Genomic DNA, 17,225 nt, shown 5'->3' with positions numbered 1-17,225 from the left:
TAACGAATCGCTCAGGGGCTATTTTAAGTGAGAAGCGGAAGGTAGCGGTATTGAGTAGTTCTCAAGAATGGTTGAGAACAAATAGACCATATAAAAATAGACAATGGCCTGAATTGTTTTAAATACGGTAGATTGAAGCGTGCTGGACATGACTGATGTCGCAATGCCATTCACGAGTCGAAGTCGTGAGCCTCATATCACTGATGATTTTCTGTGTGAAAATCGGATGCCGAAATAAAGCTGCAGGTTCAGTGAAGGCAGGCAGAAAAAATTGATGGCCAGTTTTAACTAAGGAATCACAACCAGGCTTCGGTCAATAACAGCTACTTCTATTTCGGAATTACGCTATTGCGCCGCGGGACGATGGTCCAAGATGTTAAACCTTGAACTGGTTTACCAAACTAAATTGATGATTTGCCAACGCATCAAGTTGGCTGCTGACATTGGCAGACTCCAATGCTTGCTCGGCTAGACTTTCCGTAACGCCCCGGATTGCGGAAACATTGCGACTAACCTCTTCCGCGACTGCACTCTGCTCTTCAGCTGCGCTAGCAATCTGCAAGTTCATATCGCTAATTATGGTGACTGCATCGTTGATGCTGCCTAGCGCTGACAATGCCAGTTGAATTTGCTTAGCACTGTCGAGAGCTTTGGTCTGGCTTGAGTGCATCGTTGTCACTACTCCTTGCGTCGCGTTCTGGATACGCTCAATGACGCTACCGATTTCTCCCACAGAATCTTGAGTTCGCTTGGCCAAGCTTCTGACTTCATCGGCAACCACTGCAAATCCACGTCCACTTTCCCCGGCTCTTGCGGCCTCGATAGCTGCGTTCAATGCAAGTAAATTGGTTTGTTCGGCAACGCTACGGATGACCTCCAACACCGAACCGATTTCTTCGCTGTTCTTCGCGAGTTCCTCAACCTCTCGAACGGCCTTGCTTACCTCTTGAACGAGGCTATCGATTTCATGCGTACTTCGCTCAAATATCGCAACACCCTCCTTGACTGATTGGCCTGCACCCCGCACTGCACTAGCTGCGTTTGACGCGCTAAAAGCGACTTCGTGCGCTGTCGCGCTCATTTCATTTGCAGCGGTAGCGACCTGATCAATCTCCCGAAATTGTGCCTGCATACCACCACTGGTGAGCTGAGATATTTCAGAGGACTTAGTCACCGTAAATCGGGCATCAACAACGCTCCGCTTGATCTGCGAGATGGTGGGTTGCAGTTTGTCTAGAAAGCGATTGAACCAGTCGGCTAACTCGCCAAGTTCATCTCGCTTTGAGTACTTCAGACGCTGCGTAAGATCGCCGTCGCCGCTCGCGATGTCCTTCAGCATTGCAGCCACAACACTAATCGGCCGAGAGACGCCAGACGCCACCACCCACATCATGAGTAGACCCATACCTGCGACCAGCAAAGCAACGGATACGGATTGGCGTGTACTGGCGCTTAAGGAGTCGTCGAGCGTCTTTTGCAGTTTTAGCGCGTCGGCCAGGACGACTTTCTTGGGCAGGCTAATAATGATTCTCCACGCCGGCGTACCTTCGACAGGAGTGAATGTATGCAAAGCGGATATCTGATCGCCTGTATCGGCCACTTCGGGTGTCACCGCTTTCATGAGTTCTGCAATCATGGTTGCTTCAAGGCCTGTTGCCTCTTTGATGTTTTTACCGACCATTGTTGGGTTGGTTCCAACCCCGGCAAGAACTCCACTGCCAGAGACAATCAGAACATTGCCGGCACCATCAAACAAATCACGTTGGGATGCTTGCGCTTCGCTTTGAATGGAGTCCAGGGTGATGTCGATGCCAACAGTGCCGATGACTTTCTGATCCACGACCAGTGGATAGGTGATGGTGGTTAGGAGCAACAAACGACCGCCTACCGTGTCCGAGTAAGGCTGTAACAAACACTCTTTCCCGCTGCTCCTAGAACAGAGGTACCAGTTGTTGTACGGAGTTCCGTCGGCACCTACAGAGGCATCGCTAAAATAACTTTCAGGAAATGCTGTATTCTGGCCCTTCCCATCGGGGCGACTCCAATAACTCGATACCCTTCCGGCCTCGTTCGAACCGTGTGCCATATCGTCTCTGAACTTTGAGTCGGTGGGGTCTAATGCGTTAGGATCAAATGCCATCCAGACGCCAAGGACGTCTGTGTTGCGGTCAAATACTTTCTTAAGTGCTTCATTGAGGTCCTCTCTCAAGGCTGCGGGCTGTAAACCGCGACGCAGTCCCTGAGCGCGGATATTTAGTAGCTGATCCGCCAGTGCACTGACAACAGCACGACTCGCATAAAACTTGTTCTGTAACTTGGCCGCCTTCTCGCTTGCGTTACTTTTAAGAATGTCTTTGACTTTTTTGGCAATCATCTGCTCGCTCTCGGTACTCACTTGTCTAGTGCTGGAGTTGGCTTGATAAATATTCACACTCACAACAAGCGCAACAACTACAAACAGACAAAATCCTGTCATAGAAACTACTTTGAGTCGAAAAGATGCGTTGTTAAACATGTTAGTCGCCCATGACAAATTATAGTTGTCCGCACTGGGAATTAATAAAACCCAATAACTATCCGAAAGCACATCTGGGTATGCCAAAAAGCGTCAAAAAGGATGTTCGATGTCGTTTATTTTATTCAGAGCCTTTAATTACTTGACTACAGAAAGTGCTGGCATACCTCGACACAGATCCGCCTCTTGTCTCAACCAATCGATAAATACCGCGAGACTTTGCTTGCGACCAGGAGAGGAAACCTCAACCAATCGGTATGCAAAGCCAGGCATGCGCGGACCTTCAATCTGACGCATACGCCCGGATCGGATCTCGTCCTCAATGAGCACGTCACTGCATAACAATGGGCCTAGGCCACGCTCAGCGGCGTGGAGCGCGAGAGTCTCCTCGCTGTACCAGGAAATGCGGAAATCCGTACCCTGACGATAATTAACTCGCGCCAGCCATGCAGACCAGGCAGGCGCTTCCAAATCCTGGTTCTTCCACTTATAGGCAAGCAGTGGGCGGTTTCTAAAATCATCAATGGTTGGACATCTGTCCGCAGGACAAAGACTTTGATCCGCGACTGCAATGTAAAAGTCCTCCAATATTACCGAACCCCGATCACAGTCTTCGACTGGGCCGTATCGAATAGCAAGGTCGATACTTTCACAGCGCAAGTCGACTGCTTTTTCTGAGCCATGGATGTGCACGACGATGTTTGGATAGAGCTGATTGAATCGAGCCAAACGAGGCATCAGCCAGCGCTCGGCAAATGCGCGGGTGGTGGAGAGCTGAATAGCATCGCCGTCTTTCGGAGCGCTGATTATCGAGAAGGCATGCGCGATCTGATCAAAGCCATCACGCAGGAACGGGTAAATCGTCCTCCCTACCGGAGTAAGCTCCACGTTCCGCCCCGTCCTTTCAAACAGCTTGTGCCCGATGCACGATTCGAGCTGACGAACCTGATGGCTCACAGCGGTAACGGTTACACAAAGCTCAGCTGCCGCAGCAGTGAAGCTTTGGTGCCGGGCCGCGGATTCAAATGCTCGTACCGAATTGAGGGGGGGTAATTTACGCATGGCTAGACTCCCGACGATCGAACGTCAATCAAACTGTCAATAGCCTAAACCTCTGGCGCTTGCCTGGCCTGTATTTCTATTGCTCATGTGAACGACAGACGACCGCGTAATGCACGTCAGCGGGCATCATCCCGTTGACTGCGGTGATGTCCTGAGGGCACGCAGATAACACAATGATCAAATCCATTTCAGCTCGCAGTGCCACGTATTGCCCCGGTTTACTCACAGGCTCAGCAAACTTAATTTGGCCATTGGCAGATAAGGGAACGTTCATGAAAAGGTTCAGTGGGCTAGGGGGGGCCTCTGCGACCAGACCTAGAGCATCCAGTGCGAGGAACAGATTCTCGTTGCAACTATCGTGATGGCCAACAACTCCGAGCTGCTGGTAGCGAGTGTGATCGCAGGCTGCAATCAAGGTGTCATGCACTCCAGGAGTGGTGTCTTCAACGATGGTGAGAATGGGACGACGATTGTTGGTGATCAGGGTGTCGCCAACTTGAGGGTTGACCTTCAGCCACGAAGCGCGGCAATGCTCCATCGACATCGCCTCGTGAAGGTCATTAGGGTTGAAAGCCCAAGTGTCGACGACCTGCTTACCGTGTGTATTGATCACCTTAATTATTTGCCCCTTTTCGAGCTTGATCGCTGTACCACGACGAGCAGGAAGGCACACGAGTTCATCGTGCTGGACTGCCGAGATTGCGTTCATTCTGATTCTCCTAATTCGTCAATGTGCCAACGATCCTGCACTGAGAAGCCTAGGAAATCACAGCGCAACACCTAAATACAATAATAAAACTTAGCCTCTGTATAAGAGGATTTTATAGGTGTAAGTAGGCGAGCTAGATAGCTTGCCTGTCCGCGTAAGTTCACTGATAACCATAAAACATCAGAGAAGTAGGAGCGTGTGAAGTTAAAGGAGGGGCGTATGGCCTCACTCTATAAATTAAATTTATAACTAACCTAAATTATATTATTGGATTTTAGTGGTGCCCCATGATCACCTGTACGTAAGCAATTCCAACTCGAGTGCGCGACGAAACGCTCGCGCTACATGCTGCAGTGCGCGGATTGGGATTGCTGTTGTGTAGGAAATTTTTGTTTGCTGAGGAATAGCGCATCGACCGCATGTGCAGAATCGAGGGACCGTACTTGCGAGGTTTACTCGTGAAAATCGAGCGCCTCGCTCCCACCCAAAAGCGTGGTGTCTAGCGCTTCATCGACTGGCTCAAACATGAGGTACTTGAGCAAAATCGTCACGCCCTTTGACGCCTGATTCAAAAATAACAATCACCGAGCCTGACTCGACGATTTGATTTCTTCTACGGAGCTGTTCTCGGCATTCGTACCGTACTGCTGAGCTGGACCATAAAAAACTGTGCGTCGACGGCTTTGTCGTAGGCGTAACACTCCCTCTTTGCACAGAATCAGAGTCTCGAAAAATGAATCTTTCACAATTGATTGGTTACGACCGTAATGGCACGGTCCGCGAACTGGACACCAACCTCGACAAGGGTACCCTGACGACTCGTGATGTAACATTCTCGGCGCTGGGCTTCAACGCTCCGGGCTGGATCGCGGCGTCCTCCATGTCGATTCTGTACTCGATCTCCGGTCACCACGCACCGCTGGCGATCCTTATTGCGTATTTCTTCCCAATGTTGGTCATGGCACTGTGCATGGTTGCGCTCACTCGGCAGGCGCCGTCGGCGGGCGGAATTTTCACGTTCGCCAGCCGATTTTTGCACCCCCACATAGGCAGTGTATTGGGCTGGGCGTACGCCGTGGCCTGCATGGCAGTGACACCGATGTGCGCGATCATCGGCACTGAATATATCCAGGCGCTATTCCCTTCGCTCACAGGCGCGCTGGCGGCTAAATGCATCGGCACAGCACTGGTGGTGGTGTTCTTGGGAATCTCCTGCAAAGGCGTCGGCCTGACTGCCAAAGTGGCGAGTGTGCTTTTGGTATTCGAGATTGCTGTCGTCGCCGGGCTGGGCGTGCTCGGGCTGGTGAATCCACAAGTGCCAGACCTTTCAGTGTTGTCGATGTATTCGCTGGAAGACGCGGGTGGTTGGTCGGTGATCGGTCCCGGCGTGTTGTTCGGGGTGTGGATGCTGGCCAACTTCGACTCGGCTATTAACTACATCGAAGAAGCGCGGATTCCTGTGCGCACGGTTCAGCGTTCACTGTTGCTGGTGCTGACAGCGGCTTTCGTGATCTACAGCCTAGCCGCGATTGGCTGGCAGTTCGCGGTGCCGGTAGAGAAGTTGGCAGCTATCGTCGAGGACGGCAATGGCGGCCCTATCGCTGCCGTAGCAAATGTTTATCTTCCGCCGTCTATGGCCTGGATTGCATTGTTCGTGGTTATTACGTCGGCGTGTGCCGGACTGCAGATATCCTCCAGTGCTGCCGCGCGGACGTTGTACCGCATGAGCGAGGAGGGTCGTTTACCTACCGCGTTGAGCTCGGTGAATGTGGCGAAGTCTCCATGGCTGGCCAACGTGATCGTCTCGCTGGTTGCCATCGGTTTATTGTGGTGGAAGCCACTGGACAAAATCGTCTGGTATTACGACGTGGTCACAATCACTTTGGTGATGTCTTACATGGCCGCGATTGCGGCGTTCATTGCGATGACCTGGAAACGGCAAGGCGGCTGGGTGTCGTTCTTTCTTAGTGTGCCGGCGGTGCTGGCGATACTGATGCTCGGTTACATCGGCTATACCGCTGGCGCCAACCCGGTTTCACCCGAGGATCAATACACCGCTTGGTATCTTGGAGCGCTGACGTTGGCCTCTGGGGTGTTTTTGATCCTGATTCAGGCGCGTCCTTTCCAGCGGCGATTCCCGGTCAAATCCTGAGTGCTGGAACCGGCTCGGCATCGTGGTCGTGATGCCGAGCCGGGGTGATCAGAGCGCGCGTTCGATGGCGCAGCAGATGTCTAGCAAGCGATCGTCTTTCCCGGTAATGCTGGAGAACAGGATGGAGGTCGGCAGGTCTGATTCATTGACGCCCGAAGGCATCGCGACGCCAGGCATGTCCAGCAGACTGCCGACCATGGTGATTGCCAGCGTGTCCAGATTGAGTTGAGCGAACAACGCGTCGTCAGCTTCCAGCGGTGCCAAGGCAGGCGCCACATGGAATACCGTAGGCAGTACCAGAATGGAATCACCCAGTTCCTCGGCCATGTCTGCGATCAACTGCTGACGAACAACGCGTAGCTGAACTTCTTTTTCGACGGTTAGGTCCCGTGCCTTCAACAGGCGGGTTCTGATCTGGCGATCCATGCGCTCTGCATCAGGCCCTTCAACCACGGCAATTAATAGCTTCCAGGCCTCGATCGCCCCGAGCCAGCCCACCGACGAAATCAGCTCCCGAGCACGCTCGACGGCGCGCACCGGGCGCCTTTCTATTTGAGCTCCGCATTGGTGCAGGATGTCCATGACGCGCTCGAGATTGCGTGCTACTGCAGGTTGGAGTCGAGGGTCCTGCAAGACTTTGGTGTCGACGATGAAGCGAACTTCGCTCAGGTCGACAGCGCTGGCGGGAGAGTCTGAGAGGCCACGCATTGCATTGTCCAGCAACCTGCAATCTTCCACTGTTTGGGCGATGGGGCCGAGGCTGTCGAGAGTCACGGCCAGCGGATGGACACCGCTCATGTCATGGCGACTGGTGGATGTCTTAAAACCGACTAGCCCATTGAACGCGGCCGGCACACGAATTGACCCGGCTGTGTCCGTGGCCAGGGCCGCAGTCACAATCCCTCGCTGGACCGCGATGGCCGATCCCGATGATGAACCACCTGGCGCTCGAGGATCACAGTTCGCGAACAGTGCTGTGGGCGTACCATAGTACGGATTTAGCCCGAGTCCAGAGTAGGCAAATTCGCTGAGGTTAGTCTTGCCAATGAACACCACGCCAAGGGCTCGAAGTTTTTCTATTACAGCAGCGTCCCGTGTGGCTGGCGCGATTGCGCTTCGGGTGGTGGAACCTGCGGTGGTCACGGTGCCTTCGATGTCGAACAGATCCTTGATTGCCAGCGGCAACCCGTCGAGCGGACTCAAGGGTTGCCCATGCTGGCGTCGAACATCGGAGTCATGGGCCATTGCCAATGCCGATTCTTCGAGCAGCGAGATGAATACTGAGTCGGCCTCCCGCGCTTGGATAAAGGCGGCTTGCACCAACTGAGTCGCGCTGATGCTTCCGTCGTGCAGTTTTTTCAGGGTCTCTACGACCGTATCCATCCTGTTCTCAGAATTATTCATGGCAATGCACCAACTCACCCACCAGTTGTTGAATTGCCTCGAACGCTTCGGCAATCGAGACTTCGTGACGCGCGTCGTTAAACTCCTGAAAGTCGATGGTGATGACGTGGGTCTGTTCGACGCCAAGATAATGAGCGCATGTTTGAATATGCGTTTCCAGATGATTCATTTTTTCGCGGATGCCGCCCGCGCCGAAGCCGAATTCACCCCGTGAACTCAAAATTACCAAGGTTTTGCCGCTCATGATCGGCTCCAGCGGGAAGTCGCCGCGCGCCAGGTCGAATGTGAACGTCTTGCCGATTCGGATCACTTGATCGAACCAGGCTTTCAATGCGGCAGGCATTCCATAGTTGTACATGGGGCTACCAATGACAATCACATCGGCACGATCAATCTCATCGATCAACTCGTCGGACAGATGGATCCGTTCACGTTGCACGACGGTGAGATCTTCTTCTGGAGTGAAAACAGCGCCGATCCAGTCTTCGGTCATGAAGGGCGGAGGGTTGGCTCCGATATCGCGCACAATCACTTGGGCGTTCGGATCGGCCTCAATCCACGCATGGATAAATGCTCTGGATAGCTTTCGGCTTAGGGATCGTTCGCCCCGGGCGCTGGCATCGATGTGTAGAAGATGGGTCATGGCACATTCCTCAATGGACGGCAGGTACTTTCCCTACCGTAGAAGCGAAGTGGGCCATGACCCCGGGAGGTATCACATTCGATTTTTTTTTTGCATGAGTGCAATTTATCTCAAGTCACGGATCTGCTTATTAGGTCGCCCTGAAGAAAAAGATTTTCTCAACCCTGCTTGAGAATTACTCGATTTCGCTTAGTTTGCCCAGCCGCTTAAATACCTCTGTTCCCATCCGACATTGAGGTAACCCATGTCCACCCTACTACAGAACAACGTGCTCAACGCACTGACCGACGGCGCTGAGGTCGACCCGTTTCTGGGCAACGTCGTGGAGATAGCAATCGTCACGGCTGACCATAAACGTACCATGGACGGACTCCTTAAACTCGGTATCGGGCCTTGGCGCGTTTATACCTTCAGCCCTAAAAACACCGAGAATCAGACCTATCACGGACAGCCTGCGGAGTTTGTTCTCACGGTCTGTTTTGCCCAGAGCGGCAACATGGTGTGGGAATTGATGGAGCCGGTCTCGGGCCCAACCATCTTCGCCGACTTCCTGGAAAAGCATGGAGAGGGCATTCAGCACGTTGCCTATGACTGCAACAACATCCCGTTCGAGGATCGAATCGCTGAACTGGAGCGTCGTGGCTTCAAATGCGTGCAGTCTGGTTCCTGGTTGGGTCGTAACCACTTTGCTTTCTTTGGCACTGAAGCGGACACAACCACCGTTTTCGAAACTTATGCCTTCCCCGATGACTGGGTATACCCAGAGCCGGACGAGTGGTACCCCGCGCGCGGCTGATATCCATTTCCGGTGTGCCTGGCAGGCGCACCGGAATTGCCTCTGATGCTTCTGGAGATTTCACCATGAACAACGTGCGCATGGACAACATGAGCTGGATTGAATACGAAAGTCGGGTCAAGGCTGGTGCGGTTGTCTTTCTGCCCTGCGGCGCTACCGAGCAACATGGTCCGCATCTGCCACTTGGCACGGATGCTTTGCTGGCCAGCGCGATCAGTGAGGACGTTGCCCTTGCTATAAATGGCATCGTCGCTCCCGCGCTGTCCTACGGTTATAAATCGCAGCCCAAGTGTGGCGGCGGGCAGCATTTCTGCGGTACCACTAGTGTCGACGGGGCGACGCTGACGGCTATAGTTCGCGATGCCGTCAAAGAGTTTCATCGCCATGGCGTCAAACGATTGGTCTTGGTGATCGGCCATTACGAGAACCAGTGGTTCGTCACCGAAGGCATTGAGCTGGCGCTGCGCGACATTGGGTCCGACACCGGATTGGAAGTCATGCGCCTGGAGCACTGGGAGTTCGTCAACGCATCGACTCTGGCAACGATATTCCCCAATGGCTTCCCAGGTATTGCCCTTGAACATGCCGCCGTCATCGAAACCTCGATGATGCTGCACTATCACCCGGATATGGTGGCGCTGCATAAAATCCCGGAACACGGACCTGCAGAATTCCCCGTCTACGATATTTACCCGACGCGGATTGAGTGGGTTCCAGAAAGTGGTGTTCTGTCATCGGCTAAGGGCTCGACGGCTCAGAAGGGGAAGCTACTTGTAGATGATGTGGTGGAAGGGATTTCGAGAGCGGTTCGGTATGAGTTCTTACTGCCGGAGGCATCTTGAGAAATCGTTGTCCTCCGCGGCCAATGCGCGAGACATTAGCAAGAGGTTGAGATGCGTATACGTCAGCTTGAGTGCTTCAGAACTCTGATGATTCACGGCACAATGACCCGAGCGGCAGAGCTGCTCAGAGTATCTCAGCCGGCTATAAGCACCACTATCGCGACCCTGGAACACGAAACGGGTTTGTCATTATTTGTCCGAAAAGGGGGGCGACTGCACCCGACACCGGAAGCTCGCCTGTTTTTTGTCGAAACTGAGAGAGCATTGGAGGCGGTAGAAAGAACAACGCGCATCGCAAAGGAAATTCGGACGGGTAAACGAGGACATTTGGCTATCGCCGCTTATGCCAGTGTCTCCATTAACGTACTGCCGCGCTTGATCGCCAACTTCGCAAAAGAGCGTCCTGGCCTTCAGATAAAAATCATCACGCGCAATTCCCAGACGATACGCGAACTTATGTCCACGCAGCAATTTGATCTCGCCATTGCCGAACTGCCACTCGACTATCCGTCATCAAACATGGAGGTGATTTCATACGAATGCCAATGCATGATGCCGATGGATCATCCACTGTCCAAACTGGACGTCATTACACCCACCGACCTTGACGGTGTACCCTTTATATCGCTTTTTAAAGGTGACCCGATTTATCAGCAAATGGCCACTGCCTTTTCCGACTATGAGGCAGCTTGGAATGTAGTAGCTGAAACCGAGTTTTTCTCAACGGCCTGTGAGCTGGTGTGCTGCGGGATGGGGGTGGGCATCATCGACCCTGTCGTGAGCCTCCCATTCACTAAGAATTTGGTGACGAAACCTTTCTTTCCGGCCATCAAGTACCAAATTGCGTTATTACTTCCAATCCAGGAAGAACCATCCCAGGTCGCTCTGGAGTTCATTACGGTGCTCAAGGAGATGCTCCGCGCGCCGTAACTTCCTTACCTTGAATGCTTACGAGTTTTCCATCGGATAGTGCTTGTAGGAATGCGTGCCTACAGCATTCACAAGTGCAGGATGACAGTTGCGTATGGACAATACCTTGGGGCAGATTGGAGCGATTAGTAACAGTGACCTAACGGCAGCTTTTGGCCAAAAGTGTGTAAAAAGCTTCACCAAATTGAAGTGTGCGAGTCTATGTTAAATCTGAAATTTATCGGCACGTCAGCACATGTGGGTTTCGAGTAGATGCGCGATTTCCAGTCCGTTTTTGAGTACCTGTCGCGCTCAAAAACGTTTTTACACAACCTCGGCCGGTTGTTGACCTTCGCCTGACGGTTGAACTGCCAGGCCTTTCCTAGACGATGAGCAAGTAAGTGCACGGTCAGCAGATAGTAGTAGCGCGTCGATTCAGCGTGCTGGTACACATGGTGATTTAGGAACCATGTGAGATGCTTTTTCTGCCAAGTCCATGGATTGTCGCGTTGCCAGCGTTCAGCGATTGCTGTTTGGATAGCCTTCGCCTGACGAAGATGGCGTTGGCGTGTGGCATGCGCTCCGGTCAGGAAGCCCGCTAGGAAAAGCTCCATATCGAATGCCCTGCTCATGCTCGACCACCAATGTAAGCCGACACTACGTCGATACGGCCGTGTCCGAGTTCATAGCTGATTTGCACTCGGGCCTCTTGATCGAGGCGTCGGTCGAGTTGCTGGCAATGGCCGCCATTGATAGGCGCGGGATGCTGGGTAATTTGCTCATAGCGTTCGCATGCAAAGGCCGCCCGTAATTCATGAAAGCTTTTGAGGTTGTGCATATGGAGGAGGTCTCGAATGGGACGGACGCTGCCCTGTATGAAATCCAGGTAGCTTTCGTGCGGGGCTAACAGGTTGTGGCTACCGTCAGGCGAGACCTTTTCGGCAAACCTCAGTGCGTCACGAATATGATCATTTACCGTAATCCAACGAGGTGCTGACGCGCCTGAACGGCCACCTTTGGTGCCATCCTGGATGTTGATCTTCCCGTATTGTTCGGACTCACGCTTCAGGCGCGGAAGGTCGGCCAAAATCGCCTCGCGTAAGCGCATACCGGTGGCTCGCGCTAACTGAGCGATGGCCGCGGCGCGTGCCTGCTGGTTTTCGCAAAGCACCTCTACGACCCGCTTCACCTGTTCGCGGTCTTGGCCTTGCGGCACAGAACGACGAACACTGGTGCGCCGCACTCCCAGCGCCTTGCTCGGACTCACGACTTTTACATACTGATCACCGCGAAGCGCGGCCAGGGTCCGGTTCACGCTGGACAATCGGTTTTGTGCAGTGGAGATGGCGAGTTCACCTTGTTCAACTTGCTGACGCAGATGTCCGGCGTAGTCCAGCAAGGTCTGCCAACTAATCTGCCGCGCATCGTTAAACCCCGGCCCTTCCTCCGACCGGCACCAGCGTACAAACGCCTGCCAGCGATCACTGTGCGCCTTGACCGTGCCGAAATGCCCGCTGCCAAATAGATCTTTCAGCGCTTGCGGCCCGGCATAACTCAATTGCCGACCATAGCCAAAATTGCGCCCGTCACGTTTACCTACCAGTGCCATGATCGAACTCCTCTCGAAGCCAAAACTATTGAAACCGTCCCCACGTCATCCCGCCAAGAATGTTGAGTGTTATCAGGGATCAAGGCCCCTGCGACCTGTGAGGGTTGTCCTCTAACGCAGGACTGGCGGCTCCTTACGACCGGGAGCTTGGGCATCTCATGATCTGGCCTCCTGAACACTTCCGAGGAAGTGGGCGGGTGGAGGCTGCACTGGCTGACGAGACCTGCGCCGCGAGATCCTGAGTCGGGTGAAGGCAGTGAAGCGATGACCGGGGCATACCTGACTGTCAGTCAGGTGCAGTCCATTCCGTGGGCTGCGGCACCATCATCTGCATCGCTGTTGCGGGTAACTTCGGTGTTTGTCACGCCAATTGTCACGAGGGGAAATGCCGCAAAGCCTTGTACGAGTTGGGCTGCAGCAGTGGTAGGAGCGCCCGTCTCTTTCCGGAAGAAAGAGACGGGCGCAGGTTGGCGCAAGGAAATGGCCAAGCGGATAGGTTGCTGCAGAGCAGCTATGAAAGGGAATGAGTTGCCGCAGTGGGTACGCTGGTAAAAGTAGGCATCCATCACATCGCTGTGACTGTGCGAGCCGCCGGACGCTAATCGCACTTTGGGAGAACCACCACGGTGTGGCGTAGCCTTAAAGGTTCTGGCTACCTGGGTTGCTGTCAACGACAGCGCTTTGCCCGAACTTTTCTACGCCTGTGAAGAGTTCGGGTCAATGCTCGAATTTTTGGGAGTTCTGCGGCTGTGGATGAAATTATCCACTAATGGAAAACCGTGGTTTTCCACAGATAGTTGCGTTGGCTTTAGATTTTTTAAGTGAGGTCCATGCAAGCAGGGCGGCTTTGCAGCCCTGCTTGCGTGGACCCGCGTGGACAAGCGGATCACTGAGATATGAGGACCGAGCGCTTACTCAGTGCGCCACGTTTTGCTTTTAGGCGAGTGACATTCGCACCCGTCTGATTGGCGAATTCGCGTGGGCTGACATGCTTCTGCTGATTAGCCTCAAGGTAGCGACTCCACCAGTTCATGATCAGCCTGCGCTCCTCGATGAACTCGGCCTTGTGGATGTAAGCGGCGCGGACGCTGTTGCGTTCCTTGTGGCTCATCTGCCGCTCGATGGCTGTATCCATCCACAAGCCTGACTCGATTAGTGCGCTGCAGGCCATGGAACGAAACCCATGCCCACAGATCTCGGATTTGGTGTCGTACCCCATCTTCCGAAGCGCGCTGTTCACCGTGTTTTCGGACATTGGTTTCCAAGATTTGGTATCGCCTGCGAACACCAAATCAAATTTGCCTGTGATTGCGTGGATCTGCTCGAGTAGGGCGATCGCTTGCGGCGATAAGGGTACAAGATGGATATCGCCTGCGATCTTCGTACCCCTTGTGGAAAAGGGTACGCCTTCCAACGCTGGTCGCGTGTCGGGTATTTCCCAGACGCAACGTTTGAGGTCGAACTCGCTCCAGCGCGCGAAGCGCAGCTCGCTGGAGCGTACAAACACGTGCAGCGACAGCAAGACCGTCAGCCGGGTAAGTGCGCGGCCTTTATAGGTGTCGATCCGTTCCTGCAATTCAGGCAAGCGCGATAAGGATAAGGCGGGGCGGTGGACGACCCGCGAGGCTTTGATCGAGCCTACGAGGTCGTAAGCAGGGTTTACGGTGATAAGCCGGAGGCGCTTTGCCTCGCGCATGATGCTCTGCAGGTAGTTTTGTACCCTTAAAGCAACGTCTATCGTTCCGCGCTTCTTGATCACGTCCAAGGGCCGCATAAGGTCGTGGGTGTCGAGGTCGACAATGGCGCGAGCGCCGATCAGCGGGAAGAGGTGAGTTTTGAGGCGACTCATCACTGTCTTGGAATAGTCCGGTGCCCACTTGGCTGACATTTCCGTGTGCCAGCCGAGGGCAACGCTTTCAAAGGTGCGGCCTTTGATCAGAGCGTCCGTCTTGGCTTGGTTCTTGGCTCCTATAGGGTCAATGCCATCCGCCAGCATTCGCTTGACCTCCAAGCGCTTGCGGCGCGCATCCGCGAGGCCAACGATGGGATAGTTGCCGAATGAGGTCAGTCCTTCCCGGCCATCAGGTTTGACGTATCTGAGACGCCAGCCTTTTCGGCCATTGAGTTGGACTAGAAGGTAAAGGCCGTCGCCGTCGAAAAGCTTGTAGGCGCGGTCTGTGGGCTTGGCCGAACGGCAAGCGGCGTCGGAGAGTGGAGCAGTAGTACGCGACATAAGGGTACTCCCTTTTATCGAACTGACCTTTATCCCAAACTCTACCCTTAAAATGGCTGGTATCCACCGGAATCCGACAGAACGCCAAAACGAAAAAACCCGCCAGAAGGCGGGTTTTTCGGGGGTTTCAGAGATTTTAAAAGCCTTCTCTGGAACCTTGTATGGCTCCACGACCTGGACTCGAACCAGGGACCCAGTGATTAACAGTCACTTGCTCTACCAACTGAGCTATCGCGGAATGGCGCGTATCTTACTGATTCAAAAAGGGAAGTCAAGCATCTAATAACAATTGGAGCGAATCATCGGGACGGGCGGTGGTTTAGCGGCGATTGGCGGTTACCAGGATCGCCCCAGGGGTCTACCATGGCCGCCCGGAAGTGGTGACACGCGCTGCCGGCCATTCGCCGAAAAGGTATGCGCCATGAATCATTTGACCCTCACACCTCGACACCACGGGGTGCGCCCATGAGCATCTCTCAGATCAGCCTGCCCAAAGGTGTCGGCCCCCACGCCGAAAAGTTGTTCGACGCCATCACTCAGGCCGGCACCGCTGAAGCATTGAACCGCGCTGGCGGCAAGGCGGAAGGTTTCGTCCTGGGGCTGGAAAGCACCAAGGCGATCAAGAGTCAGGTCGCCGAATCGCTTTATGTCGCCTATGACGACGCTGCCAGCCAGCGTGCGAGCGAACTGGCTTAACCGCCGAAGGTAATCGTGGCAACCATCAGCTTGGCGTAGAGCGCCGTGGCACCCAATTGCACCAGCCACAGGGCCAGGCCGCCGAGAAACACACCGGCGGCCACTTGCATCACCAGGTGGTTGCCGCGTTTTGTCGGGGCGCGGGGGGTGAAGTGATCCAGGTCATCCAGGTCATCGCGGTCAGCGCGAAGGTCATCGTTTTTCATGTGGGTTCTCGAAACATCCGGGTGAAGACAACCTGTAGGAGCTGGCTTGCCAGCGAAGAGGCCATAACGGTCAGCATTGATGTTGGTGGATCGACCGCCATCGCCGGCAAGCCGGCTCCTACAGGGTAGATGTGTGCAGTTTAGAGGGGTGGGACAAGGCTTTGAGATTTATCTGCGACAAATAAAAAACGGGAAGCCCCATGGCTTCCCGTTTTTCGTATCACGACGCGATTCAGATCACCTGAACGATGGCATCCGTAACGGCCTTGATGTTGCTCTGGTTCAGCGCAGCCACGCAGATGCGGCCGGTGTCCAGGGCGTAGATGCCGAACTCGTTGCGCAAGCGGTGAACCTGCTCAACGCTCAAGCCGGAGTACGAGAACATACCGCACTGACGACCGACGAAGCTGAAGTCGCGCTGAGGCGCTTTTTGTGCCAGCAGGTCGACCATCTGGGTGCGCATGCCACGAATGCGCAGACGCATTTCGGCCAGTTCGGCCTCCCATTGGGCGCGCAGTTCCGGGCTGTTCAGCACTGCAGCGACAACGCTGGCACCGTGGGTCGGCGGGTTGGAGTAGTTGGTGCGGATCACGCGTTTGACTTGCGACAGCACGCGCGCGCTTTCTTCTTTCGATTCGCTGACGATCGACAGGGCACCTACGCGCTCGCCGTACAGCGAGAACGATTTGGAGAACGAGCTGGAAGCGAAGAAGGTCAGGCCCGACTCGGCGAACAGACGCACGGCAGCGGCGTCCTCGTCGATGCCATCGCCGAAACCTTGATACGCCATGTCGAGGAATGGCACGTGGCCTTTGGCTTTAACGACTTCCAGGACGTTTTTCCAGTCGGCCGGGCTCAGGTCCACGCCAGTCGGGTTATGGCAGCAGGCGTGCAGCACGATGATCGAGCCGTTTGGCAGCGCCTTCAGGTCTTCCAGCATGCCGGTGCGATTCACGTCGTGGGTCGCGGCGTCGTAGTAGCGGTAGTTCTGCACCGGGAAACCCGCGGTTTCGAACAGCGCGCGGTGGTTTTCCCAGCTCGGATCGCTGATTGCCACAACGGCGTTCGGCAGCAGTTGCTTGAGGAAGTCGGCACCGATTTTCAGAGCACCCGTACCGCCAACGGCCTGGGTGGTGATGACGCGGCCAGCGGCGATCAGCGGCGAGTCATTGCCGAACAGCAATTTCTGCACGGCGTGGTCGTAGGCGGCGATACCGTCGATTGGCAGGTAGCCACGGGAAACGTGTTGAGCGGCGCGAATGGTTTCGGCTTCGACAACGGCGCGCAGGAGTGGAATTTTCCCCTCCTCGTTGCAGTAAACACCGACTCCCAGGTTGACCTTGTTGGTACGGGTATCGGCGTTGAATGCTTCGTTGAGGCCCAGGATTGGATCGCGTGGTGCCATTTCGACAGCGGAGAACAGGCTCATTTTTGCGGCGGCTCTGAATG

14 protein-coding genes, 1 tRNA gene and 2 pseudogenes are annotated in these 17,225 nt (G+C 54.4%); 5 read left to right on the top strand and 12 right to left on the bottom strand.

The genetic code is table 11. The features are described 5' to 3' along the window. Window positions 1-376 precede the first annotated feature (376 nt). From C8K63_RS31265 to C8K63_RS17260, 4 genes and pseudogenes are all read right to left on the bottom strand, one after another. Entirely contained in the window at window positions 377-1,081 is a 705-nt protein-coding gene (locus C8K63_RS31265) for a methyl-accepting chemotaxis protein (RefSeq protein WP_371920770.1), read from the bottom strand. A 201-nt stretch (window positions 1,082-1,282) separates the two neighbouring features. Further along, window positions 1,283-2,374: pseudogene (locus C8K63_RS31260) on the bottom strand (chemotaxis protein); the annotation flags it as partial. A 279-nt stretch (window positions 2,375-2,653) separates the two neighbouring features. Continuing rightward, entirely contained in the window at window positions 2,654-3,577 is a 924-nt protein-coding gene (locus C8K63_RS17265; RefSeq protein ID WP_046026919.1) for a LysR substrate-binding domain-containing protein, read from the bottom strand. A gap of 76 nt (window positions 3,578-3,653) precedes the next feature. Next, window positions 3,654-4,286 carry a DUF1989 domain-containing protein gene (locus C8K63_RS17260; protein ID WP_046026918.1) on the bottom strand — a complete coding sequence of 211 codons (633 nt, stop codon included), beginning with the start codon at window positions 4,284-4,286 and terminating at the stop codon, window positions 3,654-3,656. A 733-nt stretch (window positions 4,287-5,019) separates the two neighbouring features. Here C8K63_RS17260 and C8K63_RS17255 point away from each other — a divergent pair. Continuing rightward, the gene (locus C8K63_RS17255) at window positions 5,020-6,438 is read left to right on the top strand and encodes an APC family permease (protein ID WP_046026917.1); all 1,419 of its coding nucleotides are present in this window, start codon (window positions 5,020-5,022) and stop codon (window positions 6,436-6,438) included. 48 nt (window positions 6,439-6,486) lie between these two features. Here C8K63_RS17255 and C8K63_RS17250 read toward each other — a convergent pair whose 3' ends face one another. Both C8K63_RS17250 and C8K63_RS17245 read right to left on the bottom strand, forming a co-directional pair. Beyond that, window positions 6,487-7,842, bottom strand: coding sequence for an amidase family protein (locus C8K63_RS17250; protein ID WP_256594966.1), 1,356 nt, complete (start codon window positions 7,840-7,842; stop codon window positions 6,487-6,489). Then, a complete protein-coding gene (locus C8K63_RS17245) occupies window positions 7,835-8,485 on the bottom strand; it encodes an FMN-dependent NADH-azoreductase (RefSeq protein ID WP_046026915.1) in 651 nt (216 codons plus the stop codon). The genes C8K63_RS17250 and C8K63_RS17245 overlap by 8 nt, the downstream gene beginning before the upstream one ends. A gap of 244 nt (window positions 8,486-8,729) precedes the next feature. Between C8K63_RS17245 and C8K63_RS17240 the strand changes: the two genes are divergently transcribed. The 3 genes from C8K63_RS17240 (at window position 8,730) to C8K63_RS17230 (ending at window position 11,053) form a co-directional block, all read left to right on the top strand. Beyond that, window positions 8,730-9,281 (top strand): VOC family protein, encoded by a 552-nt coding sequence (locus tag C8K63_RS17240; protein ID WP_052961850.1) that lies wholly within the window; start codon window positions 8,730-8,732, stop codon window positions 9,279-9,281. A gap of 65 nt (window positions 9,282-9,346) precedes the next feature. Further along, window positions 9,347-10,123: a creatininase gene (locus C8K63_RS17235; protein ID WP_046026914.1), complete on the top strand. Its 777-nt coding sequence runs from the start codon at window positions 9,347-9,349 to the stop codon at window positions 10,121-10,123. Window positions 10,124-10,174: 51 nt separating this feature from the next. Next, window positions 10,175-11,053 carry a LysR substrate-binding domain-containing protein gene (locus tag C8K63_RS17230; RefSeq protein WP_046026913.1) on the top strand — a complete coding sequence of 293 codons (879 nt, stop codon included), beginning with the start codon at window positions 10,175-10,177 and terminating at the stop codon, window positions 11,051-11,053. Between the two features lie 338 nt (window positions 11,054-11,391). On the opposite strand, the pseudogene C8K63_RS17225 reads toward C8K63_RS17230, so the two are convergent. The 4 genes and pseudogenes from C8K63_RS17225 to C8K63_RS17205 all read right to left on the bottom strand — a co-directional run. After that, window positions 11,392-11,664: pseudogene (locus tag C8K63_RS17225) on the bottom strand (hypothetical protein); the annotation flags it as partial. Then, window positions 11,661-12,641 carry an integrase domain-containing protein gene (locus C8K63_RS17220; RefSeq protein WP_108217804.1) on the bottom strand — a complete coding sequence of 327 codons (981 nt, stop codon included), beginning with the start codon at window positions 12,639-12,641 and terminating at the stop codon, window positions 11,661-11,663. The pseudogene C8K63_RS17225 and the gene C8K63_RS17220, both read right to left, overlap by 4 nt. An 886-nt stretch (window positions 12,642-13,527) precedes the next feature. Beyond that, window positions 13,528-14,874, bottom strand: a complete 1,347-nt coding sequence (locus C8K63_RS17210) for an integrase arm-type DNA-binding domain-containing protein (RefSeq protein WP_046026911.1) — start codon at window positions 14,872-14,874, stop codon at window positions 13,528-13,530. 162 nt (window positions 14,875-15,036) lie between these two features. Continuing rightward, window positions 15,037-15,112 (bottom strand) — tRNA-Asn (locus C8K63_RS17205). Between the two features lie 227 nt (window positions 15,113-15,339). Here C8K63_RS17205 and C8K63_RS17200 point away from each other — a divergent pair. Further along, window positions 15,340-15,570: a hypothetical protein gene (locus C8K63_RS17200; protein ID WP_108217803.1), complete on the top strand. Its 231-nt coding sequence runs from the start codon at window positions 15,340-15,342 to the stop codon at window positions 15,568-15,570. Here C8K63_RS17200 and C8K63_RS17195 read toward each other — a convergent pair. Both C8K63_RS17195 and C8K63_RS17190 read right to left on the bottom strand, forming a co-directional pair. Next, on the bottom strand, window positions 15,567-15,776 hold the full coding sequence (locus C8K63_RS17195; protein WP_108217802.1) for a hypothetical protein: 210 nt from the start codon (window positions 15,774-15,776) through the stop codon (window positions 15,567-15,569). The genes C8K63_RS17200 and C8K63_RS17195 overlap by 4 nt on opposite strands. A 232-nt stretch (window positions 15,777-16,008) precedes the next feature. After that, the gene (locus C8K63_RS17190) at window positions 16,009-17,205 is read right to left on the bottom strand and encodes an amino acid aminotransferase (RefSeq protein ID WP_108217801.1); all 1,197 of its coding nucleotides are present in this window, start codon (window positions 17,203-17,205) and stop codon (window positions 16,009-16,011) included. Window positions 17,206-17,225 lie beyond the last annotated feature (20 nt).

This window comes from Pseudomonas sp. GV085 (assembly GCF_003050925.1).
In the GTDB taxonomy this organism is placed as follows: Bacteria; Pseudomonadota; Gammaproteobacteria; order Pseudomonadales; family Pseudomonadaceae; genus Aquipseudomonas.
This window is presented reverse-complemented; position numbering and strand designations above follow the sequence as displayed.

What these genes read in the sequence shown, in the direction of transcription:
- C8K63_RS17260 (WP_046026918.1), bottom strand. Translation starts at nt 4,286, where the DNA reads ATGAACGCAATCTCGGCAGTCCAGCACGATGAACTCGTGTGCCTTCCT.
- C8K63_RS17240 (WP_052961850.1), top strand. Translation starts at nt 8,730, where the DNA reads ATGTCCACCCTACTACAGAACAACGTGCTCAACGCACTGACCGACGGC.
- C8K63_RS31265 (WP_371920770.1), bottom strand. Translation starts at nt 1,081, where the DNA reads ATGAGCGCGACAGCGCACGAAGTCGCTTTTAGCGCGTCAAACGCAGCT.
- C8K63_RS17235 (WP_046026914.1), top strand. Translation starts at nt 9,347, where the DNA reads ATGAACAACGTGCGCATGGACAACATGAGCTGGATTGAATACGAAAGT.
- C8K63_RS17190 (WP_108217801.1), bottom strand. Translation starts at nt 17,205, where the DNA reads ATGAGCCTGTTCTCCGCTGTCGAAATGGCACCACGCGATCCAATCCTG.
- C8K63_RS17200 (WP_108217803.1), top strand. Translation starts at nt 15,340, where the DNA reads ATGAGCATCTCTCAGATCAGCCTGCCCAAAGGTGTCGGCCCCCACGCC.
- C8K63_RS17265 (WP_046026919.1), bottom strand. Translation starts at nt 3,577, where the DNA reads ATGCGTAAATTACCCCCCCTCAATTCGGTACGAGCATTTGAATCCGCG.
- C8K63_RS17220 (WP_108217804.1), bottom strand. Translation starts at nt 12,641, where the DNA reads ATGGCACTGGTAGGTAAACGTGACGGGCGCAATTTTGGCTATGGTCGG.
- C8K63_RS17210 (WP_046026911.1), bottom strand. Translation starts at nt 14,874, where the DNA reads ATGTCGCGTACTACTGCTCCACTCTCCGACGCCGCTTGCCGTTCGGCC.
- C8K63_RS17245 (WP_046026915.1), bottom strand. Translation starts at nt 8,485, where the DNA reads ATGACCCATCTTCTACACATCGATGCCAGCGCCCGGGGCGAACGATCC.
- C8K63_RS17230 (WP_046026913.1), top strand. Translation starts at nt 10,175, where the DNA reads ATGCGTATACGTCAGCTTGAGTGCTTCAGAACTCTGATGATTCACGGC.
- C8K63_RS17195 (WP_108217802.1), bottom strand. Translation starts at nt 15,776, where the DNA reads ATGAAAAACGATGACCTTCGCGCTGACCGCGATGACCTGGATGACCTG.
- C8K63_RS17250 (WP_256594966.1), bottom strand. Translation starts at nt 7,842, where the DNA reads ATGAATAATTCTGAGAACAGGATGGATACGGTCGTAGAGACCCTGAAA.
- C8K63_RS17255 (WP_046026917.1), top strand. Translation starts at nt 5,020, where the DNA reads ATGAATCTTTCACAATTGATTGGTTACGACCGTAATGGCACGGTCCGC.